A 12,256-nucleotide genomic window follows, 5' to 3' on the forward strand; every position below is an offset into this window, starting at 1 on the left:
GAGTCAGATCGGTACGCGTGTCTGCTGCATGACCGATCCGAGCACGGCGTCGACCGACACGCCCTCGAGCTCGGCGTCGGTGCGCAGGCGGATGCGGTGCCGCCATGCGGGCACCACCATCGTCTGGACGTGGTCGGGGGTGATGGCGGGTGACCCGACGAGCCACGCCCAGGCTTTGGCGGCGGCGAGCAGACCGGTCGTGGCTCGGGGGCTCACTCCGAGCTGGACGGACGGGCTCTCGCGCGTCGCGCGAGCGAGATCGACGACGTAGGCGAGGACGTCGTCCGAGACCGTGACGGCTGCCGCGGCCCGCTGCGCGGCGGTGATCTCGTCGGCGCCGATCACCGCGTGCACGTCGGCGAGGGCGCGCGGGTCGAACCCCGCCGCGTGCCGCCGCAGCACATCGATCTCGGCGTCCCGCGACGGGATCTCGATGAGGAGCTTGAGGAGGAACCGGTCCAGCTGCGCCTCGGGAAGCGTGTAGGTGCCTTCGTGCTCGATCGGGTTCTGCGTCGCGGCGACCAGGAACGGATCGGGCAGCGCGCGCGTCACCCCATCGCTGGACACCTGGCGTTCCTCCATCGCCTCGAGGAGCGCGGCCTGCGTCTTCGGCGGCGTGCGGTTGATCTCGTCGGCCAGCACGATGTTGGTGAACACCGGCCCCTCGCGGAACTCGAACTCCCCGGTGCGGGCGTCGTAGACGAGCGAACCCGAGACATCGCCGGGCATCAGATCAGGGGTGAACTGGATGCGCTTCGTATCGAGGCCGAGCGCGCGGCTGAGCGTGCGCACGAGCAGCGTCTTGGCGACGCCCGGGACGCCCTCCAGCAGCACGTGCCCGCGGGCGAGCACGGCGATCAGCAGACCCGTGACCGCGCCGTCCTGGCCGACGACGGCCTTGCCGACCTCGAGGCGCACCCGGTTCATCGCTTCGCGGAGCGCATCGTCGTCGTGTCCGGCGGCGGGGATCGGGTCGGGCAGGGGGATGGGATCGTGCTCGGTCACGGTCGGTTCCTTTCCGGCCGCACGGCTGTGCGCACGGCGTTCTCGAGATCGCGCAGGCGGTCGCTCAGAGCGACCAGGTCGGCGTCGGTGCGGGGGAGATCATCGATCAGGACGGCGCGGACCACGCCGCGGTCGGCGCTCAGGCGAGAGGCCGCGGCGTCCGAGATCACCGCGGCATCCGCGGACGGTCCGAGCGCGAGCAGCTGCGCAAGACGCCCCAGCGTGCCGATCCTGAGCTGATCGGCGGCGTGCACGGCATCGCGCGATCGTGCGTACAGGCGGGCGCGACCCTCCATGGTCTCGGCGGCGCGCACCGTCACGGGGAGCCGCTCCGCCACCAGCGGGCCGAACCGTCGTCCTCGCCAGAGGGCGGCTGCCACCCCGGCGCAGAGGAGGAGGACGATGCTCGGGGCGACCCAATCGGGGGTCTGCGCGCCCAGCGAGCCGCTCGTCCGGTCGGCGTCACCCGCGGACGGGATGTACCAGACGAGCTTCGGATGCTGCCCCATCAGGTTTATCGCGAGGGCGGCGTTGCCGCGTGACGAAAGTGAGGCGTTCGTGAAGAGGGCCGCGCCGTCGACCGCGGAGGTCGTCCCGTCCGTGAGCAGACCGTACCCCTCGCCCTCGGGGTAGCAGCCCACGACCCCGGCACCGGGCCGGAAGAGCGCTGCCCCGTCGATGTCGCCTGATCGGTCGGCCGCACCGACATCGCACGACGGGGCGAGCGCCTCCGCTGCCGCGACGCCCCCCGGAGAACTGCCGGGGAGCAGCACGCGGAGGCTGCGGGCACGGGGATCGATGAGGACCACCGAGGTCGCGGCATCCGCGGTGCGGCGCAGCGTGTCATCCGACAGGAGCGGGGTGTCTGCGAGGACCAGAGTCGCCTCGCCCTGCGCCAGGGCCGACCGCGCCGCGTCGCGATCGCGCGCGATCGTCACCTCGACACCCCGATCCCGCAGGATCTGCACCAGTGCGCGGGTCCCCGACGGGCCCGCGGACTCGGGATCGAGCACCCCGCGCTGCGACCACTGGCCCGCGCTGGCGAGGAGCGTCCCCGCGATGCCGACGAGCACCAGAACGGCGACGATGGCGCCCCACGCGAGCGCCGATCTGCGGCGGGTGGACGCGGCGGTCCCGGTGTCCGGGGAGGTCACCGGGGCAGGGGTCTGTGCGGGGGCGGTCCCGGCGGGCGCGAACGTCACGCCGGCGCGCCGGCGGATGAGAGGCGGGGCGGCACCGGCCGCGCCGCCGAGACCGCGTCGTCGACGTCGCCCACCCGCACGTACAGGGCGGCGGTTCCCGGGCGTCGCAGGTAGCGGACGTCGTCGAAGGCGGCGGCGGCCTCATCGAGGGCGGCGCGGTGCTCGGGGAACGCGCGACCGGCCGCACGCGCGAAGGCATGCACGGTCGCGCCCGGCGGGTTGTCCACGACGCCGCGCTCGTCCACGGCGCGCGCAAGGGCGCGGAACCGCAGGATGATCGCCGGTGTCCAGTCGCCGGCGGCGGCACGGGATGCCGCGTCGCGGCGCAGCTCGTCGGCGCTTCGCCGATCGTCCTCGCCGAAGAGATCCGACGCGCCGGCCCTCGACCGCGGAGTGATGCGGGGCCGACCCCAGATGAGGAACGCCACGACGATCAGGACGACCACGACGATCGTGGCGATCACCGCGAGGGCCGAGCCCCAGCCGTCGCCCACGTCGGTGCGGAAGAGATCGGAGAAGAAGCGACCGATCGCTTCTGCCACGCGATCGAGGGCTGTGGGCTGCGCTTCGGCGTACACCGGGTCGGACAGCTCCTGTTCCGCCCAGCGGCGGGCATCATCGCCGTCCGGCGCCACAGGATCGAACGCGGCGGCCACGGACATCACCGACGACGCGGCGGCGAAGCCGGTGAGGATCACGGCGCCTCGCGGTCGGCGGGTGCCGTGCCGGGCGGCGTCCAGGCCGGGGGTGCGGCCGTCGTCGGCGCTTCAGTCGGCGTCGCGGGCGCCGGCGCGTCGCCCGGCGGCGGGGGCAGGGTGCCCTCCGCCGGAGGCGCGTACCCCTGGGGTGGGGGCGGCGCGTATCCCTGGGGTGGGGGAGGCGCGTACGCCTGTGGGGGCGGCGCGTATCCCTGCGGCGCGGGCGCGTGTCCCTGGGCCGCCGGCGCGTGCCCCTGGCTCGGGTACGGCCCGTACCCCTGCGCGGGGTAAGGGTACGGCGGGCCGGCAGGGACGGCGGCGCGCGGAGCGATCTGCCGCCCCACGTGCTCGCGATAGGGATCCGGGAGGCCCGTTGCTCCGGCGTCCCGACGCTCCACGTAGGCGAGCAGATCCAGGTCGAGTCCTTCGCGGCGCATGCGGCTGTCGATGTAGACGAGCGTGGCGACGGTGGCCTGGACGACCAATGCCACCGACTGCAGGAGCAGTGTCACCACCTGTGTGAGCACCGCCCCGATGATGATCGCCACGATCGCGCTGGGTTCCGGGTCTCCGGTCGGGGCGATCACGGTGCTCAATCCCGAAGTGAGGAACGAGAACGGGATGCTGATGACCTGGCTGATGGCGCCGAAGACGACCGAGATGATCACCGTGACGCCGAGTGCCACCCAGAAACGACCGCGGATGAGCGTCCAGGATCGCCGGACGGCCTCGCCGATCCGCGCGTGCTCGAGCACGATTGTCGCCGGCACCAGCAGCAGCTTGGTCGACAGCCAGAGCGACAGGGGGATCGCGGCGAGCAGGACGAGGACCGAAAGGCCGACCGCCACCGGAAGTGCGGTGAAGCCGATCGCCACGATGCCGCCCACCACGATGCCGATCACCAGGACGAGGGCCAGGGTGAGCATCAGTGTGTAGGCGATGAGTCGCCAGAACACCGGCTTCACCCGACGCCAGAGTGTGCGCAGCGGCAGCCGCTCGGCGAGCGCGGCGTGCGCGACTTCGCTCACGACGACGCCCTGTACGACGACGCCCAGCGCGCCGGCGAGCAGTCCCAGCACGAAGGCACTGACCGCCGTGATGACGGTCGATCCCGCCAGCACCGCGTTGTAGTCGTCCGTGCCGACCCGAAGGGTGTCGAGTCGGGAGAACGATGCCCACGCGGCGGCGCCCACTCCGACGATCAGGAGCAGATACGCCAGCACCTGGACGCCGAGGGCGAAGCCGAGCAGCACTTTCGGATTGTGACGGAGAGCCGCGAACGAGCGGCCCAGGATGGTGCCGAATGTCAGGGGATGCAGGGGGATGATTCCCGGTCGGGATGCCGGCGTCCAGGCCGGGTACGCGCTCACGTGATCTCCTCTGGGGTGCGACTGGTTCACTATCGTGTCACACGACCCCCGGCTCGGATCGGTGTTGCCGAGCCCGGCGTCGATTACGCTGTGAGAGCGCATGGGGAAAGCGCACACCGCCGCACAGGCGACCGAAACGCACAGAAGGATGACGCGTTACACGATGAGTTCACGAATCCTGGTGGTCGATGACGACACCGCTCTCGCCGAGATGATCGGCATCGTGCTCCGCACGGAGGGATTCGAGACCGTGTTCTGCGCCGACGGTGCGCAGGCGGTCGACATCTGGCGCGCCGAGCGCCCGGACCTGATCCTCCTCGATCTGATGCTTCCGGGCATGGACGGTATCGAGATCTGCACCCGCGTGCGCGCGGAATCGGGAATACCGATCATCATGCTCACCGCACGCACCGACACCGCCGACGTGGTGCGCGGACTCGAGGTCGGCGCCGACGACTACATCGTCAAGCCGTTCAACCCCAAAGAGCTCGTCGCGCGCATCCGCACGCGTCTGCGCCCCGCAGCGCAAGCCGTGAGCGAGACCCTGCGCATCGGCGACCTGTCGGTCGACGTCGCCGCCCACGAGGTGCGCCGCGGCGACGACGCGATCGCGCTCACCCCCCTCGAGTTCGAGCTGCTCGTCGCGCTCGCCGAGAAACCGCAGCAGGTCTTCTCGCGCGAGATGCTGCTCGAGCAGGTCTGGGGCTACCACTACAAGGCCGACACCCGGCTGGTCAACGTGCACGTCCAGAGGCTGCGCGCCAAAGTGGAGAAGGACCCGGACAACCCCACGATCGTGACGACGGTGCGCGGCGTGGGCTACCGCGCCGGCGCCGTGGTCTGAGGCGCGGATGGCGCGCGGCTCGGCGCTGCCGGAGGGCGAGGCATCCCTCGCCCGGCCGGTGTCCACGACGCGGCCGTCGCACTCGCGGGCGTTCAGCGGGGGATGGCGCGATTGGCGCTCCTGGCCCACGACGCTCGCCCGACTGTGGAGGCGGTCGCTGCGCTTCCGCACCGTGCTCATCACCCTGGCGCTCACCGCGCTGGCGATCCTCATCGCGTGTGTCTGGATGGCCCTGGCCATCCAGAACGACCTCTTCACCTCCCGCCTCGACCAGGTCACCTCCAACGCGAGTCGGGCGACGGCATCGGCCCAGCTCGCGCTGGACAACGCGGCCGTGCAGGGCGATTCCGCGCAGCTGCAAAGCCTCATGACGAGCGTGCAGGGCACGATCGTCGAGCAGTCCGGCAGCGAGTCGATCGCCGCCTTCCGCATCGACACCGCGACGTCGTCACTCGCCCCGCAGGACTTCACCTCCTTCCCGCTGAGCGAGGAGGGGGTGATCACCGCGCCCCTGCAGACGGCCGTGCGTGCCACGCCGCAGACGCAGTTCTGGCAGTCCGTCGCCCTTCCCACGATCGAGGGCGGCAGCGTGCCCGGCATCGTCGTGGGTCAGCAGCTCGAGGTTCCCGGGGTCGGTGCCTACGAGCTCTACCTCGCCTACGACCTCGGCACCGCGCCGCAGACACTCGGCTTCATCACGGGCACGTTGTGGCTCGTGGGTCTCGCGCTCGTCGTCATCGTCGGCCTGATCTCCTGGTTCGTGCTGCGGTCGGTGACCGCGCCGATCGGCGAGGCGGCCGAGACGAGCGCGCAACTGGCCTCGGGCGACCTCGGCGTGCGCCTGGAGGTGCGCGGCGAGGACGAGCTCGCGATCCTCGGCCGGTCGTTCAACGCCATGGCCGACAGCATCGAATCGCAGATCAAAGAGCTGGCTGATCTCTCGCTCGTGCAGCAGCGGTTCGTCTCAGACGTCTCGCACGAGCTGCGGACACCCCTCACGACCATCCGGCTGGCCGCCGACATGATCAATGACCATCGGGACGAGTTCGATCCCGGCACGGCCCGCGCTGCGGAGCTGCTGAACGCCCAGGTGCAGAGGTTCGAGACGCTGCTGACCGATCTGCTCGAGATCAGCCGCTACGACGCCGGATCGGTGCAGCTCGAGCTCGAGCCGACGAGCCTCGCTCATCTGGCCGAGGACGTGATCGAATCGATGAGTCCCCTCGCCGAGCAGCACGGCACCGACCTCCGGCTGGTGGCCCCCGGCGGATACTCCCCGGTGGAGATGGACCCGCGCAGAGTGCGCCGCGTGGCACGCAATCTGCTGGGCAACGCGATCGAGCACGGGGAGGGACGCCCCATCGTCGTCACCGTGGACAGCAACCAGCATTCCGTGGCGATCGGCGTCCGCGACTACGGCCTCGGTATGAAGCCCAGTGATGCCGAGCGGGTGTTCGACCGCTTCTGGCGGGCCGACCCGTCGCGTCGACGGACGATCGGCGGCACCGGCCTCGGTCTCTCGATCGCGCTCGGGGACGCGCGGCTCCACGGCGGTGAACTGGGCGTCTGGTCGGAGCTCGGTCGGGGGACGAACTTCGTGCTCACCCTCCCGAGGCAGGGCGGGCACCTGCGCGGCACGTCGCCCATCGACCTCGACCCGGGGGAGGACGGGGTGTCGGCCGTTGACGCCCTCGGGCTGACCCAGCCCATCGAGATCCTGACGGACTCCTCATCGCCGACGGCGAGGAAGGGCTCATGAGATCCCGTCGCGCCCTGACCGCGCTGGTGGCGACCGCACTGGTCCTCGTGCTCGCCGCGTGCACGGGGCTGCCCACGAGCGGACCGGTCAACGTCGGGCGCGAGCCCACGGACGCCGCCGAGGCCCCGGACTTCTCGTTCGTCCCCGACCGGCCGCAGCCCGGTGCGACCGCGGAGCAGATCGTCGACGGCTTCGTCCGCGCGGGGTCGGGCCCCGCCGGCGACTGGAGCAGGGCGCGGCTGTTCCTGACGGATTCGTTCCGCAACCAGTGGGATCCCACCGCCAGTGTCACGATCGACGTGCAGGGGGACCGCCGAGCGACCGAGAACGCCGACGACGCGGTCTCGCTGACCCTGACGTCGGTGGCCAACGTCGACGAGAGAGGCGCCTACACGCTCGCGGACTCCGAGACCACCGTGCTGCAGTTCGCCCTCGTCCAGGAGGACGGGGAGTGGCGCATCTCCGCGGCGCCCGACGGGGTGGTCCTCGATCAGGACTTCTTCACGCGCGTGTACCGGCCGTATTCCCTCATGTTCTTCGACCCCACGTGGCAGTACCTCGTGCCCGACGTGCGCTGGTTTCCGCCGACCAACACCCTCGCGACCGTGCTCACGGCCGAGCTCCTCAACGGACCGAGTCCGTGGCTGAGCGGCGCCGTCGCCTCGGCGTTCCCGGACAGCGTGAGTCTGGAACCCAGATCGGTGCCGGTGATCTCGAATGTGGCGGACGTGTCCTTCAACACCGCCGCGCTCGACCTCGACGCCTCGACGCTCAGCCGGATGCAGACCCAGCTCGACGCCACCCTTGCGACGGCGACGATCACCGCGGTCGAGATGACCGTCGGCTCGACAGCGCTGCCCGCTGAGCCGCAGGCCGTGCGCTCGACGTCCGTCTCGGCATCCCCCCTCGTGCTCACCGGCGACGACTTCGGCTTCCTCACCGGCGCCGAGCTCGATCCGATCAGCGGCCTGTCCGACGCCATGATGCAGGTCGTGCCGGCGCCCGTCGCGGCCCAGGTCTCGCCGAACCGCGACTTCGCGGCCGTCCGCCTCGCGGGCGAGGGAGTGTTCCGCGTCGACGCGGACGGCGCCGTCACGGCCCTCGACACCCGCCCCGACCTGATCGACCCGACCGTCGACCCGTTCGGCTACACCTGGAGCGTGCCCCGAGACGCGGCATCCACCACCGTCGTCTTCGATGAGGCGGGCCAGCCCATCCCGTTCCCGGCGACGTGGAGCGGGGCGAGTCAGATCTCGGCGATGTCGCTCTCGCACGACGGTGCGCGGCTGGCGGTGGTCATCACCACCGGAGGCCGCAGCGCCACCTGGGTCGCCGGCGTGGTGCGCGACGCGAAGGGCGTACCTCTCGGACTCAGCGCCGAGACCCTGCTGCTCGGGCCCGCCGTCGGTCGCGGGGTCGCCCTCACGTGGCTCGACAACACGACCGTCGGCATCCTCTCTTCCGACGGCGACCGCTCGGTGGTCTCGACGCAGCGCGTCGGAGGACCCGTCACCTCGACGGACGCGCCGGTCTCGGCGGTGAGCATCGCCGGCGCCAACCAGTCCACGACGGTCCGCCTCCGCGGCTCGGACGGCGCACTGTACATCCGCCGGGGGTCGAACTGGCAGCAGACCGCGAGCGGCATCGACGTGCTCGCGACCCAGCAGGGGCAACCCCAGTAGGAGCGCCGCTCCTCCCCACCCGCACGGACGCGGAAGAACCGCACGGATGCCGCGCCCGCCCCTCGCCGGTGGGTCGGGTCGCGCATTCTGGCGGTGTGACACGTCTTCCCCTTCCGGTGCGGGAGGCTCTCGCGGGCGCACTGGCGCTCGCCTTCCCCGTGGAGTGCGCCGGGTGCGGCGCGGTGGATGTCACGCTGTGCGGGCCGTGTCGTGCGACCCTCGCACCCTCCGTGCGGCGACAGCGCCTCGAGACCGGTCTGCCCGTCTGGTCGGGGCTCGCCTTCGAGGGTGTCGCCGCGCGCGTCGTGAGGGCCCTCAAGGAAGACGGGCGCACGGCGCTGGCGCGAGACCTCGCCCCCGCACTGCTCGGCGCGGTGGTCGCGGCGCTCGACGATCACGCGGCCGAGGCGGCTCGCGGGGTGACGCTGGTGCCGCTCCCCACCTCCCGGGCGGCATTCCGTCGCCGGGGGTACCGGGTCGTCGAGCTCGTGGCGCACCGGGCGGGAGTGCACGTCGAACCGCTGTTGCACGGCGTCCGCGGAACAGCCGACCAGCGGGGACTGGGCCGCGACGAGCGCCGTCGCAACGTGGCGGGGAGCCTGTCGGCGCCGCCGAGCGCCGGGCTGCGTGTGATGATCCTCGACGACGTGGTCACGACCGGGGCGACGCTCGCCGAAGCCGAGCGCGCATTGCGACACGCCGGGGCCGACGTCGTCGGCGCGGCCACGATCGCCGCCACGACGCGGCGAGGCGAACGCGGGGTGAACACATTGCGAACTCACGCGTGACACCGGACGACGATGTGGTTAGCGTTGGGGGACACAAGGCGACTGATGGTCCGCCCTTGACCGGGCCGACCGGAACAAGGAGGTCAAAGATGGATACCAGTATCGTCGGCGTGGGAGTGGGGATCACCGATCGCTTCCGCGGGGTCGTCGAAGAGAAGGCCGTCCGCATCGAGCACCTCGCACCTCGGGCGCAGACCCTCGAGATCAAGGTGACCCACCGCGCGTACCACAGCGGTCGGGTCGAGGATGAGACCGTCGAGCTCACGCTCACGGGGAAGGGCCCGATCGTCCGCGCGGAAGCGGTCGACGGCGACAAGTTCACGGCCCTGGATCTGGCCGTCGACAAGATGGCGGAGCAGCTTCGCCGCGCGAAGGACAAGCGGGTGGACGCCCGCAACCACCCCCGCGGCGCGAAATTCGAGAAGTCCACCGGTGAACTCCAGGGGATCGACGTCGAGCCTGCCTCCGTCGAGGTGCTCCGCGCCGTCGCCACCGGAGAGGTGCCGATCATCACGGGACCGGAGAGCGAGGACGACTACACCCCCGTGGTCATCCGTACGAAGAACTTCGACGCCGAATGGATGACGGTGGAGGAGGCGGTCGACCGGATGGAGCTCGTCGGCCACGACTTCTTCCTCTTCATCGACGCCCGCAGCGACCACCCGAGCGTCGTCTACCGTCGCAAGGGCTGGGACTACGGTGTGATCTCACTCACCACCCTCGCGCCGCCGCAGCAGCTCGCGTCGTAGCGCACGAGAACGCGAGAGGGGGATGCCGCGGCTCGCGGCATCCCCCTCTCGGTCGCTCGATCGCCGCGCCGTGAAGAGCGCCCGGCCCGGCGGGGATCAGTCGAAGAAGTCGCCCAGCAGGCTGCCGATGACAAGACCGCCGAGGATGCCGCCCATGGGGTTCCCGCCGCCGACCTGTCCTCGACCGCCGCCCTGGCCCCAGCCGCCGGGGTCCTGCGGACGGGAAGAATCGATGTCGCGCTGGGCGAGCTGGAGCGCCTCACTGGCGAGCGTCGCCGTGCGTCGCGCCATGAGCATCGCCTGCTCCCGAGAGTCCTCGTCGTCGGGCAGTGCCTCCATGTCGATGCGGACCCGCTCGGCCTCCGCCAGTCGCGTGCGCGCATCGGCACCGATCCACCCGCGGTGGCCGGCGATCACGCTGCGGGCGACGGCCAGCTGGTGGTCGGCGTCGTCGACCGCGTGCCGGATCTGGTCCACGGTGGGAAGCGGCCGTGCTTCGCGCTCCCGGGCCTTCTCGATCGCTGCGTCGAGTCCTGCGTTGGCCTCACGCAGCTGCGTGAGCTCGGTGAACGGGTCGGCTTTCGCGCCGGAGGGGGCGAGCGCGCCCAGCGCCCGCTCGAGTGCGGCGACCGCGGACTTGACCGCCGGCACCTGCGGCGCGGTCCGGGCGGCGACGAGGTCGCCGCGCGAGTCCGCCACCATGTCGGCGAGGGTGGACTGCGCGCGGAGAGCCTCCACCTCGAAGTCATCGATCGCGTCGAACAGGGTCGTGGCGCGCCGGACCGCCTCGGTGGCCGTCTCCAGCGCCAGCAGCGACTGTTCCCGCTGCTCCGCCGCGCGGCGTCGCTCGGAGACGTCGGCACCATGAACGGCGAAGTCGAGCAGTCGCTCGGCCTCGTCGGCGTTGTCGGCGACGGTGTGGACCGCGTCGTCGCTGTACCTGCTCGCGACGCGGGCGATCACGGCCCGCGCGTCGGGCAGACGCTCTCGCAGTCGCTCGACATCGGCTCGGACACCCGCGATGATCTCGGGTGCGCGCCGGACGGTCGCGATGCGCTCCTCCAGTGCAGACGTCTTCTGATCGAGGAGGTCGTTCGCCCAGGTGCACAACTGCTCGATCCGGGCGTTGCGCGTGCGCAGCTCCTCCCGCGTGTCGGGGATCTCGTCGTGGTTGAGCTGGTGGAGATGGAACGCTTCGGCGAGATGAGTGCGCACGGCCTCGAGAGCGGCGCGGAGTTCTGCCGTGGCATCCGTCCCCAACTCGGCCTCGGCGAAGGCGAGTTCGTCGGTGGTGAGTCGGATCCGCTCGTCGGCCTGCACGAGGGCGGCCTGCGCACGACGGCCGAGATCGGCGTCCTGCGCATCCTGCTGAGCCTGCTCTTCTTTGCGCCGCTTGCCCCAGAATCCCGCCATTGTGCAATCCTACGAGGGCTCGCGGGGTGGGTCGGCGCGTGTTCGCTCCGAGCGCGACGCCGGTCGAGCGACGCAGACGCTCATGCCGTCGCCGTTTTCAATGGCCGGCCGCGCTTGGGTCGATCGGCGGCGAGCCCGAGAGCCAGCGCGTGGCGCGGTTGCCCGTCGAGGCGCTGCTCGGCGCGGTCGAGCCAGCGGAGGTCGGCCTCGACGTCGCAGATCATCGCATCGCGCACGAGCGCCCTCGCCAGAGCCTCGCTGTCATCCGAATCGCGCTCGTCTCTGGCTCCGGCGAGGATGAGTGCGTCTCGTCGTGCTGTCGATGCGGAGCGCTGCGTGCGGATGATCGACCGGGCATCGACGCCGGGAAGGGTCGCCGCGATCGCGAGCTTGATCGGCAGCTCCTTCCGCGTGCCGTCCGGCTGCGGAACGGGGCCGCCGAACCAGGACTGCACCGTGGCGCGACCCGACGCCGTGATCTCGTAGTAGACGTGACCGTGCTCGTCGGCACCGGCCTTCACGACGAGCTCGTCGCGCTCGAGTCGGTCGAGGGTGTTGTAGATCTGCCCCACGTTGAGCGGCCACGTGGACCCGGTGCGGCGGTCGAACTCCGCGCGCAGCTGATAGCCGTAGCAGGGGCCCTGCTCGAGGATCGCCAGGAGGCTCTGTCGTACCGACACCGACGCCTGCCCCTTTCCATGCATACCGGGTATGCAGTTCCCGAGTCTGGCACATCGTCCCCAGGG

11 protein-coding genes are annotated in these 12,256 nt (G+C 71.3%); 5 read left to right on the forward strand and 6 right to left on the reverse strand.

Features of this window, described 5'->3' with window-relative positions:
• Positions 1-3: 3 nt before the first annotated feature.
• From ACFXOO_RS08515 to ACFXOO_RS08530, 4 genes are all read right to left on the reverse strand, one after another.
• Positions 4-927 carry an AAA family ATPase gene (locus tag ACFXOO_RS08515; protein WP_394563404.1) on the reverse strand — a complete coding sequence of 308 codons (924 nt, stop codon included), beginning with the start codon at positions 925-927 and terminating at the stop codon, positions 4-6.
• 74 nt (positions 928-1,001) lie between these two features.
• The gene (locus ACFXOO_RS08520; protein WP_394563334.1) at positions 1,002-2,159 is read right to left on the reverse strand and encodes a DUF4350 domain-containing protein; all 1,158 of its coding nucleotides are present in this window, start codon (positions 2,157-2,159) and stop codon (positions 1,002-1,004) included.
• Between the two features lie 44 nt (positions 2,160-2,203).
• The gene (locus tag ACFXOO_RS08525) at positions 2,204-2,905 is read right to left on the reverse strand and encodes a DUF4129 domain-containing protein (RefSeq protein WP_394563335.1); all 702 of its coding nucleotides are present in this window, start codon (positions 2,903-2,905) and stop codon (positions 2,204-2,206) included.
• A complete protein-coding gene (locus ACFXOO_RS08530) occupies positions 2,902-4,275 on the reverse strand; it encodes a glycerophosphoryl diester phosphodiesterase membrane domain-containing protein (protein WP_394563336.1) in 1,374 nt (457 codons plus the stop codon). The genes ACFXOO_RS08525 and ACFXOO_RS08530 overlap by 4 nt, the downstream gene beginning before the upstream one ends.
• Positions 4,276-4,438: 163 nt before the next feature.
• On the opposite strand from ACFXOO_RS08530, the gene mtrA reads away from it, so the two are divergent.
• The 5 genes from mtrA to hpf all read left to right on the forward strand — a co-directional run bounded on the left by mtrA (position 4,439) and on the right by hpf (position 10,097).
• A complete protein-coding gene (gene mtrA, locus ACFXOO_RS08535) occupies positions 4,439-5,119 on the forward strand; it encodes an MtrAB system response regulator MtrA (protein ID WP_378840937.1) in 681 nt (226 codons plus the stop codon).
• 7 nt (positions 5,120-5,126) lie between these two features.
• A complete protein-coding gene (gene mtrB, locus ACFXOO_RS08540; RefSeq protein WP_394563337.1) occupies positions 5,127-6,878 on the forward strand; it encodes an MtrAB system histidine kinase MtrB in 1,752 nt (583 codons plus the stop codon).
• Positions 6,875-8,560, forward strand: coding sequence for an LpqB family beta-propeller domain-containing protein (locus ACFXOO_RS08545; protein ID WP_394563338.1), 1,686 nt, complete (start codon positions 6,875-6,877; stop codon positions 8,558-8,560). The genes mtrB and ACFXOO_RS08545 overlap by 4 nt, the downstream gene beginning before the upstream one ends.
• Positions 8,561-8,655: 95 nt before the next feature.
• Positions 8,656-9,348, forward strand: a complete 693-nt coding sequence (locus tag ACFXOO_RS08550; protein ID WP_394563339.1) for a ComF family protein — start codon at positions 8,656-8,658, stop codon at positions 9,346-9,348.
• 89 nt (positions 9,349-9,437) lie between these two features.
• A complete protein-coding gene (gene hpf, locus ACFXOO_RS08555) occupies positions 9,438-10,097 on the forward strand; it encodes a ribosome hibernation-promoting factor, HPF/YfiA family (RefSeq protein WP_378840925.1) in 660 nt (219 codons plus the stop codon).
• Positions 10,098-10,193: 96 nt separating this feature from the next.
• Here hpf and ACFXOO_RS08560 read toward each other — a convergent pair whose 3' ends face one another.
• Together ACFXOO_RS08560 and ACFXOO_RS08565 are read right to left on the reverse strand one after the other, a co-directional pair.
• Positions 10,194-11,510, reverse strand: a complete 1,317-nt coding sequence (locus ACFXOO_RS08560; protein ID WP_378853981.1) for a hypothetical protein — start codon at positions 11,508-11,510, stop codon at positions 10,194-10,196.
• Between the two features lie 80 nt (positions 11,511-11,590).
• Complete coding sequence (locus ACFXOO_RS08565; protein WP_394563340.1) at positions 11,591-12,190, reverse strand: PadR family transcriptional regulator; 600 nt, start codon at positions 12,188-12,190, stop codon at positions 11,591-11,593.
• Between the last annotated feature and the right edge of the window lie 66 nt (positions 12,191-12,256).

It is taken from the genome of Microbacterium sp. P03 (assembly GCF_043556235.1).
Classification (GTDB): domain Bacteria; phylum Actinomycetota; class Actinomycetes; order Actinomycetales; family Microbacteriaceae; genus Microbacterium.